This is a genomic window from Mucilaginibacter sp. GW822-FHT03E02 (assembly GCF_058801545.1).
In genome coordinates this window covers 4478041-4502478 of record NZ_JBXANJ010000001.1, presented here as the reverse complement: position 1 = coordinate 4502478, position 24438 = coordinate 4478041, and the positions used below count along the sequence as shown (strand labels likewise).

Here is a 24438-nt window from a genome sequence, read left to right as displayed (position 1 = left end):
AATTTATTGAGCTACATCGCTAATCATTTTATTAACGATAAGCCAGCAGTTATCAATTTTATGAAACGACAGGAACTCATCATAATTAAAATCGTACATTTTAACATGCACCCTGGCCACCGCTATTGAATTGACCACATTAATTGAGATGATTGTCCCCTTAAAAGGCTTGCCGGAATCTTTCGGGCTTTGACGATGAGCGACGCCATCCAGATATTCATCGAGCGTTTTGGCATATGGCTGCCCCTTAACATCGCCGAATAATAAAGTGCCGGGATTGTAAATCTGTTTCAGTGTATTAATATCACCTTCGTAGATGCCTTTGAAGTAATAATTTTCCAGCACCTGGGTGATGGCTAATGAATCTTGATTATTAGTTTCCATTTTCTTTGAATTTTGCGCTTTTAATACCAGCAAGGTGCATGACAAAAAAGCGGTCAATAAAAGCGTTTTCATATTAATTCAAATTGTGACCGGCTCCCATACCACCGTCTACGTTGATGATGGCACCGTTTATAAAGTTGCTTTTAGCAACGGTATAAACCATTTGAGCGATATCTTCCACCTCGCCAACGCGGTTCACCAGGTGCAATCCCGCGCCTTTATCAACCTCGGCGCCGTGCATAGGTGTACGGATAACGCCAGGCGCAATTGTATTAACCCTGATGTTATCTTTGCCAAATTCGGCCGCAAGTTGTAAGGTGAGCGAATGGATTGCCCCCTTTGATGCAACGGGTGCGGTGGAGGGAGCACCTCCAAGAGCATGGACTACCAGCGGTGTGCCGATATTGATAACTACCCCATCACGCTGTTTAAGCATTTGCGGAATAACAGCCTGGGTGGTGAAGAATGTACCCTTCAGGTTGGTATCCAAAAAGCGGTCGAGGTAGGCTTCATCCACTTCAAGGAAGGGCCTGGTTTCATAGATGCCTGCGTTGTTCACCAGTACATCTGCCGAGCCAAATTTTTCAAGTGCGATTGCCAGGAGTTTCTCCCCGGTACTTTTGTATTTCACATCACCGGCTACCATAGCCAGGTTTTCGCCACCGCCCAGTTCCTGGTAAACCTGTTCTAATTTTTCGGCAGTTGCCGAATTGATCACTACATTGTCGCCGTTGGCCAAAAAGTGGCGGGCTACTTCTTTACCTATGCCAGATGAGGCACCTGTAACTATTATTGTTTGCTTCTTCATTTTCTTATTTTCTATCAGCAGTTATGCCTCTTTCTCTCAACACAGATACCTGCTCTCCGGCATGGCCCCAGTTGTCAAGGTCAACCTCCTGGATAACTACAAAGGTTAATTGCGGGTCTTTGTTCAATACATCACTCAACAGATCGGTAACCCCTTTTATCAGTTGCTGTTTTTGTTCTCTTGTAACGCCTTCACGGGTTACTTCAATTTTTACGTATGGCATGGTTTTAATTTTTATGCTAAAACTGCATTTCAGGCAGCTTTAGCGGTTACATTTACATTCAGTTCAAAATCATTATAAATCAGCGTATCGCCCAAATCCTTAAAGAAATTACCTGAGCGGAATTTTATTCCATATTTAGTACGGTCAATTACCAGTTTTCCGGTAGTGGTTAACAGATCGCCATTTACATTGATCGCTGCATCAAAACCAACAGGATGTGTAATGCCTTTGATCGTCAGATTACCTTCAACATGGTTACCTGAAACTGAAGTAATTTCCAAAGTTGCTTCGGGATATTTTTCAATTGAGAAAAAATCATCAGAAGCCAGGTGACCAGCAAACTGCGCATTTGTTGCTGGGTCTGTTACATCCAGTATTTTGATGGATGTGGTATCGATAGTGAATTTACCACCGGCAAGTTTACCATCGTTTAAAATAAATTCACCCTCTTTAACGGCTATGGTACCATTGTGTGCCCCTGTTACCTTACGGCCCACCCAATCAATATTGCTTTGGGTACTTACGATTTCAAATTTTTGAGTTTCCATTTTATTTGTGTTTTTAATTACACAACAAAGTACGGCAGGAAATTTCAGGGGCCCGTGTGACCTACATCACATTTAAAATGAATCGATATTTATGTGATATACATCACTTTCAAGTGTTATAAAGCCGGCTCAGGGTTTCTCTCGAGACACCTAAGTATGCTGCAATCAGATTTTTAGGGACAATATTATAAAGCTCCGGATAAAGCTTCAAAAGCTCTTCATACCGGTATTTCACATTATTATTCATGAACGATAACAGCCTTTTTTGAGCAGCCACGTATCCTTTATTAGTCCTCCACCTAAAAAAATGTTCGGCATTGTGGAGCTCATTACATAGCTTCTCCCTATCGTCATTGCTAAGACAGAGCACTACTGCATCGGTAATACAATCTACGTTGATGGTAGCCTTGGTATTGTTATATAACGCGTTATAATCTGATGCCCACCAGGTGGGCATGGCAAATTGCAGGATAAACATTTTGAGATCGTCGTTGATAAAGAAGGATTTTAAGCAGCCGGATAGCACGAAATATTCGCAATCTACCTTATCACCCCCGGTAATAAGGGCCTGCCCTTTTTGAAAACGCTGTTGTTTAAAATGCGAAAAGAAATAGTCAAACTGCGCGTCGGTCAACGTGGCTATTTTAGCTACATGGGCTTTTAAAATTTCTTTGGCTTCCATTGGCAGTTATAACTGATGCGCTAACAATTTAAAGTTAGGAATTAATTATAAATTCCAAATCAGCTGGCAATGTGCTTCAGGGAATAACTTTTGAAATCTTCTGTTATATAGCCACCGTTTATAGTTTCTCATACAAGGTGCTGAGGAAAAACAAGCCATTTATTTTGCTTCTTAGTGTCTTCGCGTGAAGTAAAGGTCATAATTGATTTCGCTGCTTATTCATAACTATAAAGCTTAATACGCTGGATGCCATATTCGCCCGTCGGGATCCTGAGGTGCCGGCCCTGGTGGTCTTCATCGCCGTTTAAACGACGGCCTGCCTGCCATTTACCATTAACAAAATGGCCCTCATCAACACTCTGTATACCTGTCCGCTGCGCCTGATTTTTGGGTTTAAAACTTATTACCAGCCCGGTACCGCCTACGTAAAACTCATCTTTTGATAAAGCGATGATGATGCCACCCGTTAGCGGCCATGTTGCTTCTTTGGCGTTTGGCGACCAACCTAAGGTTAAATCGTGCGCAACGGTTAATATATAATCGCCCATTTCCAGTTTAACCGTATCCGCAGTCTTACTTAACAACACCCCTTCCATCAAACCTTGTTTTTTGGCTTTGCTGATCTCGCCCGATAACTGGTTGATGATATCATAGCATTTGCCCAACGATTCCGTTTCGGACCTTTTGCCTGATTCAATAGAAAAAGGAGAAAAACCCAGGGCCTTGTAGTGCCCAATTGCGTAAAACGCTTTTGCATCCACGCCTTCTTCAAAACGATGTTCGGGAATCAGCAAGGCATTATCCGGCCGGGTATAGCGGTCATTCCAATACTTAAAATTGGGGTTATAAAAATCGGGCGAAAGCAGGTCGATATCCGGGGCGGCGGCTTTCCAAACATCAATTAAATGCGGCAGCGGGCCACCGCTTGGGTATTGCCCGGGTTGCTTACCGGGCGCGTTAAGGGCAGCGTTTACATACATTGGCAGCGGGTAAACCGCCTTGCCTGCCCTAGCCACCTCATTAGCATAGGTAGCAAAATACCAGGCTATAAACATTTCATCGGTAGCCGCGCTTTTACCAAAAACAGCTTCCCAATTACCTGCTTTTTTATAGCCATTGCCCTCCCAGGCCTTTTGAAATTCGGGTACCAGTTTATCCCGATGTAAATTCAAATAAGCGATTAGCTTTTCCGGAACAGCCTGGCTAAAAGCCGCATCAGCCGGCTTTGAATGGTCGCGGGCACTGGGCAGCATACCTATTTCATTTTCTACCTGTATCATTACCACGGTATGCTGCCGGCTATCCGTTTGTTTTAAGTGCTGCATAAGTGCGGCAAAAGCTTTACAATCTGCCTTCAATGCGTTTTCAGAAAAGGGAGTAATGATCTCCTCAGATCGGCCTTCGCTGTTTTGCACACGTGGAAACCGCTTTTGATCTGTTTTAACCCATGCGGGTGCGTAACAGCTCATGCTGTTTTTCCAGGTGCCAAACCAAAGTAATACCAATTTAATTTGATGTTCCCTGGCGCTTTTTATAAGGTAATCAACCAGCGTAAAGTTATATACGCTTTCCTTTGGCTCCATCAACTCCCAATATACCGGGGCTATCAGGGTATTCAGGTGCATTTTTTTGAGTTTGGGCCAGATAGGGGCCATGTAAACCGTGCTTGAAGCGCTTGAGTTTCCTAATTCCCCGGCAGTCATCAGTAAGGATTTGCCATTAACAAGCAATTCGGCATTATCACCCCAGTATTTAATTTGCGGCATTGCCGGGCTGCTGTTTTGCGCTTTAACCTCAAAAGCGATTAAACAATACAAAATGAATACGAAATACTTCATGGCAATTGTATTAATTAAGGTTGAACAGAAACTAAGTCCCGATACCCTGGCTCTAATTGAAAACAGCAAACCCTACCAATCTCGCCGGTTTACAAAAATGGATCGATTAGTTTAATAGAGCCATCTGTATTATGCTGCAGCTCCGTCACCTTTACATTACGCAGGTGGGTTTTACCCGATATTTGGGTATCATGGTAAAATATATACCATTTGCCTTTTATTTCGATAATGGAGTGATGGGTAGTCCATCCTTGTACCGGTTTCATAAATACGCCTTTGTAGGTGAATGGCCCAATCGGTTTATCGCCTATCGCGTAGCAAAGCAAATGGGTATCGCCTGTTGAGTAAGTGAAATAATATTTACCATTGTATTTGTGCATCCATGAGCCTTCAAAAAACCGTCGGTCATGATCTTTAGTTAATAACGGTTTGCCCAGGCTATCTAAAATAACAACATCCTTTACCGCACCGTCAAAGCTTTTCATATCAGGTGTTAACAGGGCTACACGGCAACTGATGGCCGGGGCATCTTCCTGTTTCGAATCGGTTTTTGAGCCATCTGCCTCATATTTTCCGGTCGACCAGCGCTGCAATTGTCCGCCCCAGATACCGCCAAAATACATGTAGGTTTTACCGTCGGTATCGGTAAATACAGCCGGATCAATGCTGTAGCTTCCGGCAATAGGTTCAGGCTCTGCCTTAAACGGCCCAATGGGGCTGGCCGAGGTAGCCACGCCGATATGGAAAACGTCTTTTTTATCCTTTACCGGGAAGTATAAATAATAGGTGCCATTTTTATACGCGGCATCGGGCGCCCAAAGCTGGCGGCCGGCCCAGGGAATATCTTTAATATCAAACCCTACCCCGTTATCGGTAACTTTACCACCAATACTATCCATCGAAAGAATATGATAATCTTTCATGGCAAAATGGTCGCCATTGTCATTTTCGGGGATACCCGCATTGATATCATGCGATGGATAAATATAAATTTTCCCATTAAACACATGCGCCGATGGATCGGCGGTGTAAATGGAGCTGATAAGCGGTTGCGAAAGGAATTTTACCTTTTTGCCGGTATCAGCTTTGCTGCTGTCTGCATCGGCGGCCTTTTTTGTGGGAGGGTCGCATGCACTTAACATGCCTGCGGCTATAAAAAGCGTAGTAATTAATTTTACGGTGGTAAATTGCTTGCTCATTGGCGTTTGGTTTATGGTGATGATTAATTGGTCATATAATTGTTGCCCCCGATACCCGGCACATAATAAAACTTCATTTCTTTATAGTAAGATAGCGGATGCTCCGGCTTAGGATATACGGCCCCGACAGGCATTTTTGAAAAGGCTTGAAAATATAAAACGCAGGCATCGCGCCAGGTAGTGGCTTCCGTTAGCTGAACTTTCATCAACTGCTGGACCTGGGCAAAACGCTCCGCATCTACTTTTCCCTGCATTTTATCCCAGGTTAAACCCATTTGCTTAACAGAATCGGCACCCATGTAGTAATGGTGAACCATCTCGTCCCATAATGACTTGCCAGAACGCATTTTATAAGTCCAGCTTAAATGGTGGAACCATAAAAGGTATTCATCGGGGCAGGTTTGCAGGTTTTCCCAATGCGATTGTACTGGCTGCGTATATTGCGACAGTGCATTGCTGCCTGTGCCTGTACGGTTAAAGCCAATCCCGGCCGAATCGGCCCTGTGGTAATAAGTGGCATTCCAATCGGGCCGGCCGGCATTATCAACCCATGGGCCGGGGCCATAATGGGTAGAAACACCCATAATGTGGTGCAAACCAAGCGGAGTCATATAATTAACTGTATTCTCCCTTGATTGTAGCATGACTTTTTTTATGGGTGATACAAAGCCAGCATCATTTGTAAAAGTCATTTTTAGCCAATCCTCGGCAATAGCGGCCGGTGATTGATCGGGGTTCCAGGCCATACGGCCAAAGGCGTACCAGTTGGCCTGTGCAAAGGGATGACCGCACCAGTTTAAATCTGTGCCAATATTGGCCACGCCGGCCATACCTGTTATTAGTTTTTTATTGAAATTACCCTGAAGGATACGCGATACGGTTGAACCCTTGCCCCGCGTATACGTATCTGATTGCAGGGCTTCGGCAAATAACGGCGCTTCATAAACCAAATGTGTCGAAAAGCCAAGGTACTCCTGTGTTAGCTGGAATTCCATCATCAACGCGGTATTGGGCATAGCACCAAATAAGGGGTGGAAAGGCTCCCTCGGCTGAAAATCAATCGGTCCGTTTTTTACCTGGATGATTACATTATCTTTAAACTTCCCATCAAAGGGCTTAAATTCATTATAAGCCTGTTTCGACCGGTCATCGGGCACGTTATTATCGTATACAAAAGCCCGCCACATAACAATGCCATGGTGTGGTGCCAGTGCATCGGCCAGCATATTGGCGCCATCGGCATGGGTGCGGCCGTAGGTTTGGGGCCCAGGCTGCCCTTCGGAGTTTGCCTTCACCAAAAAACCGCCAAAATCGGGAATGCAACGGTAGATTTCGTCGGCCTTATCGGCCCACCATTTTCTCACATCGTCATTAAGCGGATCGGCTGTTTTCAGGTGGCCTAATTCTACCGGACTGCTGAATTTTACCGATAAATAAATTTTAATACCGTACGCACTGAAAACATTGGCCAGCGCCTGAATTTTAATTAAATACTGAGGCGAGAGTATTAACGCGTCGGCATTTACATTATTGATAACCGAGCCGTTGATACCTACTGAGGCATTAGCGCGCGCGTAATCAATATACCGCTGGTCTATAATACCGGGCAGCTTGTGCCAGTTCCAGATAGACGAACCTGCGTAGCCACGCTCTACAGTGCGGTTCAGGTTATCCCAATGATCCAATACCCGGTACATTATGCGCGGGCGATCTGCAATATTAAGATTATTGATAGACTGCCGCGTTTGCAGCAGCTTTAAAAAATTGAAAACACCATACAACACGCCAACATGGGTTTTGGCTGTAATTAGGATACATTTTTGCTGATTAATAAGCGCTGTTTTTATAAGATACCCTTCGCTGCCCAAGCTGTCAGGAACCTGAACGGATAACCCTTTCAAGGATTGTGGTGTACCAATGATGATTGTTTGCCCGGCTGTTATATTTTTAGTATCGGCAGGAAGTATCGACAACATACCCTCCATACCCTTTAACAGCTCGGCTTTAGCTGCCTTTAGCTGATCAGATTCCGCCGGAAAAATCATATACTTCAATTGCTGTTTATAAACCGCTGCAGCCTGCCGATTGGCTATTTTGCTATATTCCAACCAAAGCTTATACCCATCATCAGCCGAGGCATTTGTTGCCGCTCCCAATAAAAGCAGCGCCAGCAAACACATATTTTTCTTTATAGAATATTTGGCCATGGCGTTATTAATTCAGCATCGGTGAACCTTTTTTCTGTAATAAAAAACAATAAAATGATGTATTAAAGTTTATGAAAGAACAGCGGTAGCACCTGCTCTATCCACAATGGTTTATAATGATTTAAATCTTATGCAATCGATTGCAAATATATAAACCTTTATTTATATTTAACAATTCAAAACCAATTATTCAATTATTGCTGAAATCATTTTGGTCAATCCCAGGTAATAGAACATAAATCGATGCAATCGATTGCCCTAAATTAGCTAAATAAGCATTTAATTTTTACATTTATCCATTAAATAATCCGGCAACCATCGTATGGTACGGCTACACAATTAATTTGAGCGCTTTAATTAAAACCATGCCCGGCAGCGACAAAGAGATCACCATTTATGATATAGCTAAAAAGCTCAATGTTTCGGCTGCCACAGTAAGCCGCGCACTCCAGGATCATCCGAGGGTAAACAAGAATACCAAAAAGACGATTGTTAAAGCGGCCGAAGAAATGGGCTACCGTTCCAACTCCTTCGCGAGCAACTTACGCCGCAAAAACAGCAATATTATTGGCGTTATAGTACCCCGGCTGAACAGCAGTTTCATGTCGGACGTGATAGCCGGCATGGAAAAGGTTGTAAATGATAACAATTATAACCTCATCATCAGCCAGTCGCTGGAAACCATGAAGAAGGAGATCGGCAACGCAAAAGCTATGCTGAACAACCGGGTAGACGGCTTGCTGGTATCGCTTGCTTATGATACTACCGGTGTTGAGCATTTTGAACCGTTTATAAAACGCCGCATTCCGGTAATTTTCTTCGACAGGGTATTTGAGCATGACCATTACCCGCAAATTTGCATTGATAACTACAAAGCGGCCTACGAAGTTACCAGCCATCTTATTGAACAGGGTTGTAAAAGGGTGGCACATATTACTGCCAACGTTTTAAGAAATGTTTACTCGGAAAGGTTACGGGGGTATAAAGCCGCGCTGGAAAAACACGGTATTGAATTCGATGAAAGTTTACTGTTCATTAATGATCTTAGCGCCAAAGCCTCTGCCATAACCGCCGAAGAAATGCTAAAAATGGGTCCGCTGCCTGATGGCATATTCTGCGCCAATGACGCAAGCGCGGTAAGCTGTATACAGGTACTCAAAAAAGCAGGAATAAAAATACCCGGAGATATTGCCGTTGCAGGCTTTAACAATGACCCGGGAGCGTGTGTAATTGAACCCAATTTAACCACCATTAACTACAAGGGATTTGAAATGGGCGAAGTTGCCGCCAATTTGCTCATCAATCATTTGGTAAACAAAAACGACCTGCAGCAAACCCACAGCCTGATATTAAGATCGGAGTTGATTATAAGGGAATCATCGGCCAGGAAAAGTAATGACCGCTAACAGATAATGGAATCAAAAACAAAACTCGCCATAGTTACAGGAGGCGCGTCGGGCCTGGGATTAGCCACGGCAAAAAAATTTATTGAACAAGGCATCAGGACAATCATTATTGGCCGTGATGAGCAGAAACTGGCCAATGTGGCTCATGAACTTGGCGAACTTTGCAGTTATAAACCGTATGATTTGAGCCAAACCGCCGGGATACCGGCTTTAGTAGCATCAATTGTGCAGGAGTTTGGTGCACCCGATATCCTGGTGAATAACGCCGGCATCAACCATAAAAAGGCGTTCGCCGAGGTTACGGACGAGGATTTTCTGCAAATTATACAAACAAACCTGGTGGCCGTATTTGCCCTGAGCCGCGAAGTTGTAAAAACTATGCTGAAGGTAGGCAGCGGCAGCATTGTTAACGTAAGTTCAATGGCGGCACAGTACGGCATTCCTTATGTGATAGCTTATACCGCATCAAAAACCGCTATTGAAGGCATGACCCGCGCCATGGCCACCGAGCTTTCGCCACAGGGCATCCGGGTTAATTGCGTGGCGCCGGGCTTTATTGCTACAGATATGTCGGCAAAAGCATTGGATAATGATCCCGCGAGGAAACAAAAAGTTTTAGGCCGCACCCCCATGGGCAAGCTGGGCGAACCTGCCGACATTGCCGAGGCCATTTATTATTTAGCCACAGATAGCGCCAAATATGTAACAGGCGTAATATTGCAGGTGGATGGCGGGAATTCGATTGGGTTTTAAATTATTTTTACCTTGCTGCCTTCGCCCCTGTTATTCAAGTTTGTTATATCATCTACATCAGCACACATTTGCAAACCTGCCCAATTGGGCAGCAGACTTATCATTTTTGCTGGCCGGTTTTGATGTACGTGGCAACATCAACCATTGGCGCAACCCAAATCTCCTTTTGATGTTGTTTAAGGTAGTGCAGCAACTTACTGTGCGCATCCAGGCTAACGTTTAGGTTATGCCCGCCCCCAACACCATGAAATAAAAACACCAGCAAAGTGCGCGATTGCATGGCCTGTTTAACCAGGTTAATCAAATAGTCGGCAGATTGGCCGTTAATCATGAAACTATCAATGTTATCCAGGTTTACCTGTTTTACTGTTTGCAGCCCTGTGCTAACGCCGCGTGCGCCTGCAAAATCGTTTTTAAGGTAATCGTAAAAATACTTATCTCCTATTTTAAGATCACCACAGGGGAATGCAAAGGTACGCGTCGTTTTGCCGTCAATAGCTTTAAGCAGGGTATTGGTTGCTTTTATTTCTTTAACGGCACGCTCAAGCGAGTATTTGCTAAGATCGGTTTCGGCGGTTACAAAGCTGCGGCCCGGCAAACTGCCATCGCAGGGATGATAAAGGGAATGATTGCCCAACTCGTGGCCACGCGCCGCTGCTTTTCGCCATTCCGCCATCCGGTTTACCACAACCGGCGATGAGCCGATGAGGTAAAATGTACCTTTCAATTTCAACGAGTCGAGCGCGGGCAGTACGTTGTCAAGGTCAACATCAATTGCGTCATCATAGGTTAAAACAACTGCGCACTGTTTATTATTCCACAAGGGCTTGTCCTGAGATTTGGAAGTAAGCGCAAGCAGTAATAAAGCTGATATGATAATGTATTTAACTGGTTTCATTTAATATTCCGTTTTTTGATTTAGTTATTTAGCTATGGGATTGCCGGCTTTCTCCTGTTCCATCATTTTTTTGGCCCATGCAATAAAGTATTTTACGTTGGGGGCATCGGTATGGCCGCCGTCGTGCTGCCGCCAGGCCAATGCCCCGTCCAGCATCCCGGTGTTAACGGGCGGCATTTTTTCTGTTTTATAATCGTTTGTTACGCCGATATCTTTTACCCCCAGTAATTTAAAAACCGACCCGGCGGCAACTGTAGCCATATAACTCCCCTGCTGATCCAGCCACTTGGCGTCGCCCTGTTCTGGAATGCCGTAGCTGATAAATGTAAGCCTTGGCGCGCAAAGGGCTATCAGTTCATGCGCATCTACGGGTAAGTCTTTTGCTGTTTTAGCACCGAAGGTGGCGTCGCTGGCCCCGTATTTCATAAAATTACCTGCCATCCAATAATACTCGCCGCCGGTTAAACTTTCAACCGCTTCGCCAAAATTGCGGCGGTGCAGCTTGGCGCCACCCTCACCAGACGAACCGATAAGCCCCATGGCAAAGCGCTGCTCAAAAGCCAGCGTAACCAATGCGGCTTTGCCATAGCGCGATACCCCTTCAATACCCACATGTTTGGCATCAACGGCGGGCTCGGTCTCCAGGTAATCCAAAGCCCTTGCTGCGCCCCATGACCAGGCGCGTAAGGCACCCCAATCGTCGGGCTTACGGGGCTGCCCTTTATTTACCAGGCCAATTATACCCTTGGTAAGCCCTTCGGCATTATCTACCTGTATCGATGAAGGATCAATCAGCACATAACCCCAGCCATTGGCTATCAGCTGCATGGCCGTAGGCGGATCGCCTTTTATTACCGGGAAGCCACCCGGCCCAAACGGCGATTGCTCGGGCACCGGATTATAAGCCGGATATTGCTCAAAAATTACTTTCAGCTCCGGGTGTTCTTTTACAAGTAACTCTTTCAAAGCGCTGTTTATCTTTTCCAGGTCAGCAGGCGATGGTTGCGCCGGCGCCGGAAGCGCACTGCGGGCAAACATCATTAGTACCGGAACAGGTCCCTTGGCAAAGGCCGGCAGCACCAGTGTCATTTCAATGTTGACGTTGATTGAGGGGCAGGCGGTATTATCAACATGACCTATCAGTTGTTTGGCTATCACAGGATAAAAACCCACACGTTCTTTATCGGTTACCTTAACCGTCCAGGTTACTTTGGGTACATTAGCCGGGATCCTGCCGTAAACTTCACGCTCCATATCCTCTATGATTTCGGGGCGGCGTTGTTTCCACCACATATCGGCAGTGGCCACTTTCTTACCGTTTTTAAGAGTAAGCGCATCCGGCAAATCGGGGAAAGGATTGGCCAAAGCCTCATCATAGTTAGCGTGGTTGGGGGCATTCTCATCACCACTTGGGCCGTTACGCAATGTTTTAATACCCAACTGTTTCATCATATCCTGATGATCCTGCTCGGCCGTAAAATTTACCGGGGCCGGGCTTTGGCCACTAACTACTACCGGTAATGCGAGTAAAAAGAAGAAAATGGCAGTTTTCATTTTTACGGGTTTTATAGTGAATTATGGTTTATCAGTACGAAAAGGCGATGCAGGCAAACCTTCTTTGTTATACAGGTTGGCCTCATCGGGATTATCGGCCCAGGCATACCTTACATATAATGGCGCAGGTACCTTATCGCTCCATACCAGCACTTTATCACCCTTAATAACGGCAGTGGCCCAAACAAACTTTTTATCGGCACCGGCTATAGCAAATTGCGATAGGTCATCCCCATTTTTAGCAACAAGCCCGGTGCCTGTATACTTAAATGTAAGTTCAATTTTATTACCATCTACCCGTGCCGATTGATAAACCGGGCCGCAAGGGATTATATCGCTATTACCATAAGCTACATTTTGGGCAGCTATGGCCAGGCGCTCACCTACCGTTTTTTTATTAAGCGGATGAATATCGTTCCACTCGCCCGCATCAATAGATACAGCCATACCTGTACCTGGCAAGGCAAGCGCCTCCAGTTGGCCCTCCCGTAATTCGGCCCAGTCACTTTCTGCCGGTGCATATTGCGCCTCGTTGAAATTAGGGAGCTGGGCATATACAAACGGAAGGTTGCCCTGTTGCCATTTATCGCGCCAGTCGGCAATAAGGGCTTTTAATAAAACGCCGTATGCTTTTGCGCTGTTAACGCTACTTTCGCCCTGGTACCAGGCCATGCCTTTGATGGTGTAATTAATAACCGGCGCAACCATGGTATTATAAAGGCCGGTGGGTTCATTTTGGGCAATAAATTCGGCAACGGGCTTAACCGGCTCAAACACCTGCCCTACCTTATACTGCCAATCGCCGCGCAGGTCGATGGTGTCTGCCGCCACGCCCAGGTAATATCTTTTATCGGGCACAAAACCGCCTTTGCCTGCAGTGTTTACCACCCGCACAATTATTATGTTTTTGCCCGGCTTCAGCACACCCGCCGGTACATTATAACGCCGGGGCGGATACTGGTAGGTAATGCTGCCTACAAGCCTGCCGTTAACATAAGTTTGATCGGCATCAATTATCCTCCCTAAAAACAATTTAGCTGCTTTGCCATCAAAAGATGCCGGAAGATTAACTTCTTTCCGAAACCACATCACGCCATTCAGGCCTTTAATGCCCTGGTCCGCCCAGTAACCAGGTAGCCAGTAGTGGTGCCAGTTATGCGGCACATAGGCGGTATCGTACCATGGTTTAATTTCTGTTAATCCTTTATCAATTCCGAAGGCGGATGTATTCAGCGGATTATTAGGCGGCAAATGCTTCTTCATGACACTATCTATAAAAACGGTATCGCCAAATTGCTTTACCCTGTCATTATAGGGTTTGATGTTCATGAGTCTCTGTCCACTAATCCAGGCTTCTATGGGTGTGCCCCCTACGCTTGAGTTAATGATGCCTATTGGCACATGGTATTTTTGATAAAGCCGTTTGGCAAAAAACCACGACGTAGCGCCAAAACCCAGCACCGTTTCCCGATCGGCCTTTACCCATTTCCCGGGCAACAGGTTGGTGTGTTGCTTGGTTACATCGACCTCGGTTTTCACAAAAAAGTTCCTGATTTGCGGGTAATTGGCAGTAGCTATCTCATCGGGGTATTTTTCCTTTACCCGCTCCATTTGTAATGCCATATTTGATTGGCCCGAACAAAACCAAACATCGCCAACTAAAATATCGCTGATGGCGATATGATTGTTGCCTTGTATATCCATTGTGTAGGGTCCGCCGGCAGGCATTGCCGGTAAAACCACTTTCCACGAGCCATTTTTATCGGTAACCGCACGAAAAACCTTATGCTGAAATTCAATGCTGATCTTTTCGCCTACCTCTGCCCATCCCCAGATATTCACATGTGTATTGCGCTGCAGCACCATGCCGTTTGCAACCAGCTGCGGCAGCCGCACCAAAGCATAAGTGGGCAGTATAAAACTGGTGCACAGCGCGATAAGCAATAGCTTCACTGATTTCATAATTTGCGGGAACTTTTAGTCTGGAGGTTTACTTTTACGAAGTAACAAATAAAAAAAGATTTGCGCAATCGATTGCACAAATCTTTTTTCAAAACCGGCTTGCACATTAATACATGGTGATTTTGCACGTAGCCAGGGAATAGCAGTAGGCATTGGCTTAACGGTAATTGACTCGGTTTACAAAAGATGTTGAAAAGATACCGAGGTTGAATCAGATATTCTTGCTACGGTGAAATCGACGACAAACAATTGACCATCAATAATATTTATCAACAAACTTTTCAGGAACGGGCGGGGCCTGCAATAATGCCTTGTGCTTAAAAAGTACAAGTGACTAATATGATATGCGTTTACCTGAAGGTCTATATCTCCCTTACATCAGCAGCACCAACCCAGCCTTCGTTGCCGTTGGCCAATTTAATTTTTATCCAGCTGGCGTTTTTATCAAGAATATTAACCTTGGTACCCTCGTGCAGTACAAAGCCATTTTTCGCGGTGTTAGAGGGTGCGTTTTTAACGTTTACCGATGAATTGAAGATAATACCATCATGATGGGCATCAAAGTAGGCTGCCTGCCTCCCCGAAATAAAAATGGTACCGATACCCAGCAGCAACAGCAAGATAGCCGAGTAAAACGATATCTTTTTTACGATCACAGAGCCCGAAAACCTGTAAAGGATAAGTAAGCCTGAAGCCCCTATAAAAAGCAGCACACTGAAAACTGCAAGTGTATTGGCTGGTAAAGCAAGTATAAAGCCAGTCCACCATTTGGTGATAAAGAACTCGGGAACTGCCTCAATTTTATCGGTAGTTTTTGAATTGGCAAACTGGATGTTTATACGGATATCTTCGTCGCCCGGCGATAGCCTGTGTGCTTTTTCATAATATAACAATGCGGGTGCTATATCGCCATTTTTATAATAAGCATTACCCAGATTAAAGTAAAGGCTGGCCGATTGATAGCCATCATCAACCATTTTTTGATAGGTTGCTGCAGCTTCTTTATAATTTGCTTTTTGGTACAGGTTATTACCTTTTTTAAACAAAGCCAGGCCCGCATCATTGCTAAAAGCCAGCAATGGCGCTACAATCAACAGCAACAGGTATATCAGGCGCTTTAGCATGTTATATTTTATCTTCAATGTTATTGATCATATTTTTTGCCTTCTCAAACACCTCCTGCTCCGATATGCCCGAAACCGGGGCAAAGCGGGCCATATCGCAAAGGTCTAATGTTTCCAGCAATTCGTTTATAGTTGGCTCGTCCAATTCCCGGGCCTTCAGTTCGGTAGCAATTTTTTCGCGGTTCAGGTCGGCGGCGGCAATATTCAGCTTGTCGCTTAGGTAGCCGTACAGCCCTTTAAACACATTTTCGTAAAATACCGGCTTATTATTTGCCGATAGCTGCGCTTTTGCGCTGGCCAGGTGTTTGGCAGCAATTTTGCCGGCCTTGCGGCTTTTTACCTTCACCACGTCGCTGTTGTTCATCTCGTACACCTTGCCAAATACCAAGGCTCCGGCAAATGCCAGCGGCCCCAGCAACAGCAGAAAATAATACAGACCGGATCCGTAAAAACCTTCTTCATCTTTGCTGATATCGCTTCCATCTGTTTTAATGTAGCGGATATCTTTATTCAGCAATTTAACATCCTGCTTATCGGCGCCAATGGAGGTAACGTTATTTTCGGTAGCGCCTTTGGCCACGTTAATAGTAAAGCCTTTGGTTTGCTGGCTTACATATTTGCCCGCTGCTAAATCGTAGTACGAAAACTTGATGGGGTCGATATTGAATTTGCCGCCATGGCGCGGGATCAACAGGTAAGTATACACACGGGTACCCGACTCGCCGTTTTCATTATCAGTTATGGTATCGGTTACCTTAGGGTCGTACTTATCAAAATCAAGCGGAAATTCGGGGGCCATTGGTTTCAGCAGTTTCAGGTTGCCCTTGCCACTTAGTATAATTTTGTAGTTGAGTGGCTCGTTGGATTTAAGATCTGTTTTATCAACCGATGTGCTTATCGAAAAACGGCCAACCGCGCCGCTAAAGCTTGCTGGCTTGCCGCTTTCGGGCAATGGTTTTACGTGGATAACCACGGGGCTGCTTTTTATTTTATATTTAACATCATTATAGCTGCCACCGCCAAAAAAGTTATCAAAAGGATCGGCCGATTGTACGGTTTCCCTTACTATAAAATCCATGATCATCGGGTCGATAGTGATGTTGCCGGCACGTTCGGGGAAAAGGATATTTTGCTTTATCTCGGTAACATTATATTTTATCCCTTTTACGGTTTCAATACGCCATTGAACAGCATTGGGATTATTAACGCTTTTAATTTCCTGGCTGTAAAAACCATTCTGGTCCGACATTTTCTCCAGTTCGCTGCCAACCAGTGCCACCCGGGTGTAAAGGCGGTAGCTTAAAGTAAGCTGCTCGCCTATGTAGGCATTGGTTTTATTTACATCGGCCCTTATAAAAAGGTCTCTATTGATATTTTTTGAGTGGCCGGCCACAATGCCCTGGCCCTGCACCTGCTGTTGTTGCTGTTGTTGCCTGGCAGCATTGGCTTGCGCTGCCGATGTGCCCTTTACCACTTTAATTTTAATTGGACTGGTGCTTAGCTGCTTACCGTTTACTACAATTGTTGCCGGGCCTATAGTGTAAGTACCTTCTTTTACGGCTACAAGGTCATAGCTGTAAGCCATACTTGCTGATGAAGCTCCGTTGATGATGGTCATGCTTTGGGAAACATTTGGCCCCGATTCCACTAAAAAGCCATTAAAGTTTGGCGGTACAAACCTTTCGCCGTTGCTGTTTATGGTAAATGTTACCTCGAATTGCTCGGTAGTGCCCACTTCGGTTTTATTAACAGAGGAGGTGAATTTTACACCCTGCGCAAAAAGCACGGTTGTACAAAACAGCAGGAACAACAATATGTAGTACTTTAACTTCATGTGCTATAAATATAAGGCTTACCAGTCTTTGGAGATATTGGTTCTGGCGCCTTTTAACTTTTTATTTTTCAGTTTGTCCTGCGTTGCTTTCTCGTCGTTTTTCAGGGCTTCCAGCATACGCTCGGCATCATCTTTTGATACATTGTTGGGCTGCGGCTGTTGTTGCTGCTGGTCCTGCGGATCTTTATTATCAGGCTTGTTCTTATCCTTATTGTCTTTGTCCTTTTTATCCTGATCTTTCTTGTCCTGGTCTTTTTTATCTTTATCCTTATTATCCTTATTCTTGTCGTCCTTATTTTTATCCTTGTTCTTGTCTTTATCTTTATTCTTATCGTTTTTGTTTTGGTTCTTTTTATCGTCCTGCTGCTTCTTTAGCATTTTTTGGGCGTATGACAAGTTGTAACGGGTTTGCTCATCATTAGGATTATTAAGCAACGATTTTTTGTAGGCGGCAATACTCTCTTCCAGTTTTTTGTTTTCCAACAGGGAGTTGCCTATGTTATGGTAAGCATTGGCCAATACCCGCTTGTCTTTTGATGTTGCTGCTATTTTGGTAAACTGCTGTTGTGCATCGTCAAACTTTTTTTGTTTGTATAAGGCATCGCCCAGGTTAAAATTACCTTCAACCGTTTTGTTGTTGGATTTAGCCAGTGCTTTACGATAGTTATCCTCGGCCTCTTTATAATTTTTAGCCTGGTAAAGCTGGTTGCCTTTCCTGATGTCTCGTTTTTCCTGCTGGGCAAAAAGGAATGAAGCCTGCAGTACTAATAATACAACTATAATTAATTGCTTCATGGCTTTTTAACTTCAAATAATTTAATCCCGCTTAAACGCATGTTTTTACGGTTTGATATAAAAAACTCAATCAACAGCAATACAAACGCAATGGCCAAAAAGAACTGGAAACGATCTTCAAAATCCTTGAACGACCGGCTATCAACTGTTTTGCGCTGCATTCTGTTAATCTGGTCCATAACAATGCCCAGGCCACTGTTGGAGTTATTGGCGCGTACATAAACGCCGCCGCCTGCGGCCGAAATCTCTCTGCACATATCCTCGCTCAACTTAGTTACTACCTGCTGGCCGGTCTCGTGGTCAACCCGGAACCCGGTTTGGTGCCCCTGCTCATCATACATTGGTATGGGGGCGCCATTGGCCGAACCAACGCCTACCACATGAACCGATACATCTTTTGATTTGGCTGCGGCAGCAGCCTCAACAGCATTATCCTCGTGGTTCTCGCCATCGGTAATAACAATCATAGCCTTGCCGGTACCGTTTTTAAAATCAAACGATTGCATGCCCAGTTCAATGGCTGCGCCAATGGCTGTACCCTGCGTTGGTACCATTTCGGTATTAATGGTACTCAGAAAAAGTTTGGCTGCCGAGTAGTCTGTGGTTATAGGCAACTGCACATAGGCCTGGCCGGCAAATACAATAATGCCAATACGGTCATCATGCATCCGGTCAATCAATTGGGCAATGGCTTGTTTGGCGTTCTCCAGGCGGCTTGGGGCCAAATCCTGGGCCAGCATACTATTTGATACATCCAGCAGGATCATCAAATCGGCGCCTTTGCGTTTTACTTCCTCGGTTCTTGAACCAATTTGCGGGTCGGCTATACCGATGATGAGCATGGCGTAGGCCAGCAAAAAGAAAATAAACTTAAGCCATGGCCTTGACAACGATACCTGCGGCATCATCATCATCACCACCTTTTTATCTCCTAATGACGAGATGGCTTTCTTTTTCCAGATGCTTACCGCCAAAAACGCGATGATAAACACCGGGATGATTACCAGCCCCCATAAATATTCTATATGTGCAAAACGTAGCATCTGTTAGGTTAAAGCCCCTTTAAACAGGGTGTTTTTTAATATAAATTCCAACGACAGGAAAGCCAGCGCTATAATTGCCCAGGGTAAAAACAGTTCTGTTTTTTTGTGATACTGGGTAACATCAATTTTGGCTTTTTCCAGCTTATCAATCTGTTCGTAAATATTTTTCAGTGTTTCGTTATTGGTAGCCCTGAAGTATTTACCACCGGTTAGGCTTGCAATTTTTGATAACGTACCCTCGTCAATTACCACAGGCATTTTTTGGTATTGTATACCTACCGGTGTTTGTACCGGGTAAGGCGCAAAACCATTGGTACCCAACCCCACCGTATACACCCTCACACCAAACTGGCGGGCAATTTCGGCGGCGGTTATTGGCGGTATCGAACCTGCGTTGTTTGATCCGTCTGTGAGCAATATAATTACCTTACTTTTTGCCTGGCTGGTTCGCAGGCGGTTAACTGCGGTTGCCAGTCCCATACCAATGGCCGTACCATCGGTTATCATACCGTTACGTACATCGGCAAAAAGGTTTATCAATACGCTGTGGTCAATTGTTAACGGGCATTGCGTAAAGCTCTCGCCGCTAAATATCACCAGGCCTATGCGGTCGTCCGGGCGGCCCTTTATAAAATCGATGGCAATTTGTTTACCGGCTTCAAGGCGATTGGGTTTAAAATCTTCGGCAAGCATACTGCCCGAAATATCTGAAGCAATGATGATATCAATCCCCTCGGTAGTACTGTTTTGCCAGCTTAATGACGATTGAGGCCTGGCCAGCGCAACAATCATAGCCGATAAGGCCAATGACCGTAGCACAATACCACTATGCCTGAATTTTGGCAGCATGCTTTTTTTAAGCGTAAAGCCCCGCAGGGTAGGCACATTAAGGTTGCCGTGCAGCTGCCGCTGTTTCCAAATATACCAGCCAACCATGAGCGGTATGCTGATGAACAGCCAGAAAAATCCCGGGTGGGCAAATTCTATTCCTTTAAACCAGCTCATTTACCCTCCTCTTGTTTATCGGCCAGTGGCTGGTATGCCTGCTGGGTTTTGTTTACAAAGCTGATGGCATTATCCATACTTTGTTCGTTTTCAAAATGCAGCGGTTTTTCCTTGGCAAATTTTACCAAATCGGCAAGTATCAATACCTGGCGCAGCAGGTTTTTGTTATCTTCTGTAATATCCAGCGTGCGCAGGCTTGCAAAAATCTCATCGGATGTTTGCTCATGGGTTTTAATGCCATAGCGCTTCTCTAAATATTCGCGCAGTATTTCACTCAGCTCAATATGGTATACTTTAACATCCTGCTCATAAAGTTTTTTACCGCGCAACTCCTGCAGTTTTTGCATGGCGATGATGTGCGGCGGTACTTTGGGTTTCGGCGGCTCAACTACCACTATCTTTTTAGGCCTGCTTACAAAATAGTAAATAATGCCCGCAATAATCAGCAGTACCAAAAAGCCAATGGTAACCCATTGCCAATTATCACGCAGCCAATCAAAAAACGAATAATTGACTACAAGCGGCTGTTTAATATCATAAAATGCCTTGGTGGTATCAACAGCAACGGTTTGCACGGTGAGTGTTAATGGTTGCGTATAAACCGGGCCAATTGTGGTTTTAAACGCATAGGACGGGATTACATAGGCCCCACTATCAAACGCCGTAATGTTGTAGGCGCGATGAATGGTTTCAATACTTTGATCCTGCTTGTCAAAAACAGTATCGGCTTTACTGCTTACAATCTGAATTTTACCGGCAATGGAATCAACCAGCGCCGGAAACTCTATTTTATCCTTTATGCTATGCCTGATGCTTAGGTTAAGCTTGGTTTGCTGGCCAATTAAAATGGTGGCCTTATCCAATTTTGCTTCGGCCTGCGGGGCCTGTGCAAAAGCGGAATAAAAAGTACCTGTAAGCAGCAATACCAGGAAATATTTAAAACACTTGATCATCTCCTGCCTTCCCGTTTTTTAAATAGTGTCATTAATGGTTTTACGTATGATTCGTGTGTGCCGATGCTGGTAAAATCAACACCGCATTTTTTAAAAGTGTCGCCCATGGCGATGGTGCGGTTGCGGGCCTCGAGGCTGAATGCGTAGCGCACCTCCTCATCAGCAGTATTTATCCACACCACCTCGCCGGTTTCTTCGTCCTTCATCGGGATAAGGCCCAGGTTAGGGAATACCTCTTCGTGTTTATCAAACAGCCTCACAGCAATGATATCGTGTTTTTTGTTGGCTATTTTCAGCTCGTTTTCAAACGCCGGGCTTATAAAATCCGACAGGATAAAGGCGGTACATTTCTTTTTAATAACGCTGGTAAAGTACTTTAACGCCACACCCACATTGGTGCCTTTGTTTTCGGGCTTAAAATCAATCAGTTCCCTGATGATCATCAATATGTGCGACCGTCCTTTTTTTGGCGGAATGAATTTTTCTATCTTATCGCTAAAGAATATCACCCCAACTTTATCATTGTTCTGGATGGCCGAAAATGCAAGCACGGCGCAAAGCTCGGTAGCCAGGTCCTGCTTTTGCTGACCCTGGGTGCCAAAGTTTTCAGATCCGCTCACATCCATCAGCAGCATTACTGTAAGCTCGCGCTCTTCGTCAAACACTTTTACGTAAGGGTGGTTAAAACGCGCGGTAACGTTCCAGTCGATGGTACGTATCTCGTCGCCAAGCTGGTACTCACGCACCTCGCTAAAGGCCATACCCCGCCCCTTGAACGCCGAATGATATTCGCCCGAGAATAAGTGGTTACTTAAACCCCTGGTTTTTATCTCAATCTTCCTTACTTTTTTTAAAAGATCCTTGGTTTCCATAAGAAGCGAAGCCCCCAGCCCCCTCTAAATCTCCCCCGGTAGGGGAGACTTTTGGATGCATGTTTTTTAAACTCTGTTATAAATTATAGTAATATTTTTCGTTACCAAAAGTCGTTTCATCAGCGTAATTCCTGAACGCTGGCTACGACTCACCCCGGCTACGCTTCGCTGGCCGCCCCTCTCTCCGGCTGCGCCGCATAGAGGGTAAGCCCATTTTTTTGTTTTTTCACCCTCTTTGCGCGAAAGCGGAGAGAGGGTGGTCGGGCGTAGCCTCGACCGGGTGAGTCGTTGCCGCCATGCTATAAACGTCGTGCACCCTCAGAGGCCCGGATTGTCGGCATATAGGCCCCTTACGGTACCTCTATCGCATTCAGTATCCCGGTAATAATATTTTCGCTGGTGATGTTTTCTGCTTCGGCCTCGTAGCTTAAGCCAATACGGTGGCGCATAACATCATGGCAAATGGCGCGCACATCCTCGGGTATTACGTAGCCGCGGCGTTTAATAAAGGCATAGGCCTTTGCTGCCAGCGCCAGACTGATACTTGCCCTTGGCGATGCGCCAAAAGTGATGAGGTTTTTATAGTGCGCCAGTTTATACTGCTCGGGGAAACGGGTAGCGAAAACAATATCGATGATGTATTGCTCAATCTTCTCGTCCATGTAAACTTCACGAACTATTTTACGGGCACGCACAATCTCTTCGGGTTTAATAACCGGCGATGGTTTTGGCATACCGCCCGGTAATATGCTGGAACGGATAATTCTTTTTTCTTCTTCACGCTCAGGATAAGTAATTACCACTTTCAGCATAAAGCGGTCAACCTGTGCTTCGGGCAGCGGGTAAGTACCTTCCTGCTCAATAGGGTTTTGGGTAGCCAGTACCAAAAACGGGTTTGGCAGCGGGAAGGTGTTATCGCCAATGGTTACCTGGCGCTCCTGCATGGCCTCTAAAAGCGCGCTTTGCACTTTGGCAGGCGCACGGTTAATTTCATCGGCCAAAATAAAGTTGGAGAATAATGGCCCTTTACGAACAATGAATTCTTCTTTCTTTTGGTTGTAGATCATGGTACCCACCAAATCGGCAGGTAATAAATCGGGCGTAAACTGGATGCGGCTGTAATCGGCCTGAATACATTTGGCCAGCGTATTGATAGCCAAAGTTTTTGCCAGCCCCGGAACACCTTCCAGCAAAATATGCCCATCGGCCAATAAACCGATCAGCAAACGTTCAACCATATATTTTTGCCCCACGATCACTTTATCCATCTCCATCTTAAGCAGATCGATAAAAGCGCTTTCGCGTTGTATCATTTCATTAAGCGCCCTGATATCTGTTGAATACGATGTGCTGCCGGTAACAGCCCCCGATGAAACATTTTCTGTACTACTTTTAAATTCTTCCATGAACCCTTTTTTATTTCGAGAGCAAACTTAAACACACAAACTTTTTTCTGCTAAAAAAATTCCACGTTTAATTGTTAAAATTTGTTAAATCTTTAAGTGTTAGCTGTAAATATAGGTTTTTTATCGGGTTGGGTTGCGTGGCGCGTGTTGCGGGTTGCCATGTTCGGGATTGTAGAGCGACGGACTTACTCTTCAAAAGACGCCGCTTATTTAACCTGGCACACATTTGCCCGCATTGTAAAACTTAAAAGCCCGCAAAGCAGGCTTCAATTTAAACCACAAAACGCCATTGTTTTACATCGCAATGGCGTTTTGTGTTATCAGTTAGCAAGAGGTTGTTAAGCCTTTTCTGTTTTTGATTTTTGGTTAATTCCGGCTTCGGCTATTTTGGTAAGTAAGCTGTCGCAGTTCTTTTCTTCCTGTAAGGTCGAGTCCAAAAGCTCGGCGGCTTCATTATAGCCTAATACGGTAGCTAATGTTTTAAGGGTTCCGTATGAGGCAATTTCGTAATGCTCAATTTTTTGGGCAGCCGAAATGATACCTACGTCGCGGGTTATGCTGCCTTTTTCGGTTTCGGCAATTATTTCTTCGCCTTCTTTAATTAAACCGGCCATCGCCTCGCATTTTACGGCCACTGCCTTTTCGTCTATCGATGCAAAAGCATCTTCCAGGCGGGTAATTTGCCTCTCGGTCTCACTTAAGTGGTTTTCAATAGCGGCACGCAATTCATCAGATGTTGCTGCTTTTGCCATTTTGGGTAAAGCCTTTGTCAAATGCTTTTCGGCCCAGTAGATGTCTTTCAGTTCATCTATAAATAATTCATTCAATGCCGAGTCCTGTACATCCAATGTTTGCTCAGGAGCCTTTGTTTTGGTAATTGCCATAGTAAATGTTTGTTAAGTTATGTGCCGATTTAAATACAAAGGCAATGCCAAGTTTAGTTA

General features: G+C 44.9%; 22 protein-coding genes. 2 read left to right on the top strand and 20 right to left on the bottom strand.

Going from position 1 to position 24438, the window contains the following annotated elements:
- Positions 1-3: 3 nt before the first annotated feature.
- The 8 genes from AC1RM2_RS18805 to AC1RM2_RS18770 form a co-directional block, all read right to left on the bottom strand.
- Positions 4-384 carry a nuclear transport factor 2 family protein gene (locus tag AC1RM2_RS18805; RefSeq protein WP_492986705.1) on the bottom strand — a complete coding sequence of 127 codons (381 nt, stop codon included), beginning with the start codon at positions 382-384 and terminating at the stop codon, positions 4-6.
- A 73-nt stretch (positions 385-457) separates the two neighbouring features.
- Positions 458-1192: an SDR family NAD(P)-dependent oxidoreductase gene (locus tag AC1RM2_RS18800; RefSeq protein WP_274211410.1), complete on the bottom strand. Its 735-nt coding sequence runs from the start codon at positions 1190-1192 to the stop codon at positions 458-460.
- A 4-nt stretch (positions 1193-1196) separates the two neighbouring features.
- Positions 1197-1415, bottom strand: a complete 219-nt coding sequence (locus AC1RM2_RS18795) for a tautomerase family protein (protein WP_090641102.1) — start codon at positions 1413-1415, stop codon at positions 1197-1199.
- Between the two features lie 29 nt (positions 1416-1444).
- Positions 1445-1963: a YceI family protein gene (locus AC1RM2_RS18790; RefSeq protein ID WP_492986704.1), complete on the bottom strand. Its 519-nt coding sequence runs from the start codon at positions 1961-1963 to the stop codon at positions 1445-1447.
- 109 nt (positions 1964-2072) lie between these two features.
- Positions 2073-2645: a Crp/Fnr family transcriptional regulator gene (locus tag AC1RM2_RS18785; protein WP_492986703.1), complete on the bottom strand. Its 573-nt coding sequence runs from the start codon at positions 2643-2645 to the stop codon at positions 2073-2075.
- A gap of 215 nt (positions 2646-2860) precedes the next feature.
- Positions 2861-4483 carry a GH35 family beta-galactosidase gene (locus AC1RM2_RS18780; protein WP_492986702.1) on the bottom strand — a complete coding sequence of 541 codons (1623 nt, stop codon included), beginning with the start codon at positions 4481-4483 and terminating at the stop codon, positions 2861-2863.
- An 89-nt stretch (positions 4484-4572) separates the two neighbouring features.
- A complete protein-coding gene (locus tag AC1RM2_RS18775) occupies positions 4573-5682 on the bottom strand; it encodes a glycoside hydrolase family 43 protein (protein WP_492986701.1) in 1110 nt (369 codons plus the stop codon).
- Positions 5683-5705: 23 nt separating this feature from the next.
- Complete coding sequence (locus AC1RM2_RS18770; RefSeq protein ID WP_492986700.1) at positions 5706-7889, bottom strand: alpha-glucuronidase family glycosyl hydrolase; 2184 nt, start codon at positions 7887-7889, stop codon at positions 5706-5708.
- A gap of 344 nt (positions 7890-8233) precedes the next feature.
- Here AC1RM2_RS18770 and AC1RM2_RS18765 point away from each other — a divergent pair, with 344 nt between their 5' ends.
- Positions 8234-9295, top strand: coding sequence for a LacI family DNA-binding transcriptional regulator (locus AC1RM2_RS18765; protein WP_492986699.1), 1062 nt, complete (start codon positions 8234-8236; stop codon positions 9293-9295).
- 6 nt (positions 9296-9301) lie between these two features.
- A complete protein-coding gene (locus tag AC1RM2_RS18760) occupies positions 9302-10048 on the top strand; it encodes an SDR family NAD(P)-dependent oxidoreductase (protein WP_492986698.1) in 747 nt (248 codons plus the stop codon).
- 100 nt (positions 10049-10148) lie between these two features.
- On the opposite strand, the gene AC1RM2_RS18755 is transcribed toward AC1RM2_RS18760, so the two are convergent.
- From AC1RM2_RS18755 to AC1RM2_RS18700, 12 genes are all read right to left on the bottom strand, one after another.
- A complete protein-coding gene (locus tag AC1RM2_RS18755; RefSeq protein WP_492986697.1) occupies positions 10149-10946 on the bottom strand; it encodes a polysaccharide deacetylase family protein in 798 nt (265 codons plus the stop codon).
- Positions 10947-10970: 24 nt separating this feature from the next.
- The gene (locus AC1RM2_RS18750; RefSeq protein ID WP_492986696.1) at positions 10971-12500 is read right to left on the bottom strand and encodes a glucuronyl esterase domain-containing protein; all 1530 of its coding nucleotides are present in this window, start codon (positions 12498-12500) and stop codon (positions 10971-10973) included.
- A gap of 21 nt (positions 12501-12521) precedes the next feature.
- Entirely contained in the window at positions 12522-14462 is a 1941-nt protein-coding gene (locus AC1RM2_RS18745; protein ID WP_492986695.1) for a sialate O-acetylesterase, read from the bottom strand.
- A gap of 362 nt (positions 14463-14824) precedes the next feature.
- Entirely contained in the window at positions 14825-15586 is a 762-nt protein-coding gene (locus tag AC1RM2_RS18740; protein ID WP_492986694.1) for a tetratricopeptide repeat protein, read from the bottom strand.
- A gap of 1 nt (position 15587) precedes the next feature.
- Positions 15588-17420: a BatD family protein gene (locus tag AC1RM2_RS18735; RefSeq protein ID WP_492986693.1), complete on the bottom strand. Its 1833-nt coding sequence runs from the start codon at positions 17418-17420 to the stop codon at positions 15588-15590.
- An 18-nt stretch (positions 17421-17438) separates the two neighbouring features.
- Positions 17439-18215, bottom strand: a complete 777-nt coding sequence (locus tag AC1RM2_RS18730) for a tetratricopeptide repeat protein (protein WP_492986692.1) — start codon at positions 18213-18215, stop codon at positions 17439-17441.
- Entirely contained in the window at positions 18212-19258 is a 1047-nt protein-coding gene (locus tag AC1RM2_RS18725) for a vWA domain-containing protein (RefSeq protein ID WP_492986691.1), read from the bottom strand. The genes AC1RM2_RS18730 and AC1RM2_RS18725 overlap by 4 nt, the downstream gene beginning before the upstream one ends.
- Before the next feature lie 3 nt (positions 19259-19261).
- Positions 19262-20263: a vWA domain-containing protein gene (locus AC1RM2_RS18720; protein ID WP_492986690.1), complete on the bottom strand. Its 1002-nt coding sequence runs from the start codon at positions 20261-20263 to the stop codon at positions 19262-19264.
- Positions 20260-21216 (bottom strand): hypothetical protein, encoded by a 957-nt coding sequence (locus AC1RM2_RS18715; protein ID WP_492986689.1) that lies wholly within the window; start codon positions 21214-21216, stop codon positions 20260-20262. The genes AC1RM2_RS18720 and AC1RM2_RS18715 overlap by 4 nt, the downstream gene beginning before the upstream one ends.
- Positions 21213-22088 carry a DUF58 domain-containing protein gene (locus tag AC1RM2_RS18710; protein WP_090641767.1) on the bottom strand — a complete coding sequence of 292 codons (876 nt, stop codon included), beginning with the start codon at positions 22086-22088 and terminating at the stop codon, positions 21213-21215. The genes AC1RM2_RS18715 and AC1RM2_RS18710 overlap by 4 nt, the downstream gene beginning before the upstream one ends.
- A gap of 350 nt (positions 22089-22438) precedes the next feature.
- Entirely contained in the window at positions 22439-23494 is a 1056-nt protein-coding gene (locus AC1RM2_RS18705; protein ID WP_147053654.1) for an AAA family ATPase, read from the bottom strand.
- 338 nt (positions 23495-23832) lie between these two features.
- Entirely contained in the window at positions 23833-24378 is a 546-nt protein-coding gene (locus AC1RM2_RS18700) for a YciE/YciF ferroxidase family protein (RefSeq protein WP_492986688.1), read from the bottom strand.
- Positions 24379-24438 lie beyond the last annotated feature (60 nt).

Excerpts from the sequence above, each read along its gene's own strand:
- AC1RM2_RS18805 (WP_492986705.1), bottom strand. The coding sequence starts at position 384 with ATGGAAACTAATAATCAAGATTCATTAGCCATCACCCAGGTGCTGGAA.
- AC1RM2_RS18800 (WP_274211410.1), bottom strand. The coding sequence starts at position 1,192 with ATGAAGAAGCAAACAATAATAGTTACAGGTGCCTCATCTGGCATAGGT.
- AC1RM2_RS18795 (WP_090641102.1), bottom strand. The coding sequence starts at position 1,415 with ATGCCATACGTAAAAATTGAAGTAACCCGTGAAGGCGTTACAAGAGAA.
- AC1RM2_RS18790 (WP_492986704.1), bottom strand. The coding sequence starts at position 1,963 with ATGGAAACTCAAAAATTTGAAATCGTAAGTACCCAAAGCAATATTGAT.
- AC1RM2_RS18785 (WP_492986703.1), bottom strand. The coding sequence starts at position 2,645 with ATGGAAGCCAAAGAAATTTTAAAAGCCCATGTAGCTAAAATAGCCACG.
- AC1RM2_RS18780 (WP_492986702.1), bottom strand. The coding sequence starts at position 4,483 with ATGAAGTATTTCGTATTCATTTTGTATTGTTTAATCGCTTTTGAGGTT.
- AC1RM2_RS18775 (WP_492986701.1), bottom strand. The coding sequence starts at position 5,682 with ATGAGCAAGCAATTTACCACCGTAAAATTAATTACTACGCTTTTTATA.
- AC1RM2_RS18770 (WP_492986700.1), bottom strand. The coding sequence starts at position 7,889 with ATGGCCAAATATTCTATAAAGAAAAATATGTGTTTGCTGGCGCTGCTT.
- AC1RM2_RS18760 (WP_492986698.1), top strand. The coding sequence starts at position 9,302 with ATGGAATCAAAAACAAAACTCGCCATAGTTACAGGAGGCGCGTCGGGC.
- AC1RM2_RS18755 (WP_492986697.1), bottom strand. The coding sequence starts at position 10,946 with ATGAAACCAGTTAAATACATTATCATATCAGCTTTATTACTGCTTGCG.
- AC1RM2_RS18750 (WP_492986696.1), bottom strand. The coding sequence starts at position 12,500 with ATGAAAACTGCCATTTTCTTCTTTTTACTCGCATTACCGGTAGTAGTT.
- AC1RM2_RS18745 (WP_492986695.1), bottom strand. The coding sequence starts at position 14,462 with ATGAAATCAGTGAAGCTATTGCTTATCGCGCTGTGCACCAGTTTTATA.
- AC1RM2_RS18740 (WP_492986694.1), bottom strand. The coding sequence starts at position 15,586 with ATGCTAAAGCGCCTGATATACCTGTTGCTGTTGATTGTAGCGCCATTG.
- AC1RM2_RS18735 (WP_492986693.1), bottom strand. The coding sequence starts at position 17,420 with ATGAAGTTAAAGTACTACATATTGTTGTTCCTGCTGTTTTGTACAACC.
- AC1RM2_RS18730 (WP_492986692.1), bottom strand. The coding sequence starts at position 18,215 with ATGAAGCAATTAATTATAGTTGTATTATTAGTACTGCAGGCTTCATTC.
- AC1RM2_RS18725 (WP_492986691.1), bottom strand. The coding sequence starts at position 19,258 with ATGCTACGTTTTGCACATATAGAATATTTATGGGGGCTGGTAATCATC.
- AC1RM2_RS18720 (WP_492986690.1), bottom strand. The coding sequence starts at position 20,263 with ATGAGCTGGTTTAAAGGAATAGAATTTGCCCACCCGGGATTTTTCTGG.
- AC1RM2_RS18715 (WP_492986689.1), bottom strand. The coding sequence starts at position 21,216 with ATGATCAAGTGTTTTAAATATTTCCTGGTATTGCTGCTTACAGGTACT.
- AC1RM2_RS18710 (WP_090641767.1), bottom strand. The coding sequence starts at position 22,088 with ATGGAAACCAAGGATCTTTTAAAAAAAGTAAGGAAGATTGAGATAAAA.
- AC1RM2_RS18705 (WP_147053654.1), bottom strand. The coding sequence starts at position 23,494 with ATGGAAGAATTTAAAAGTAGTACAGAAAATGTTTCATCGGGGGCTGTT.
- AC1RM2_RS18700 (WP_492986688.1), bottom strand. The coding sequence starts at position 24,378 with ATGGCAATTACCAAAACAAAGGCTCCTGAGCAAACATTGGATGTACAG.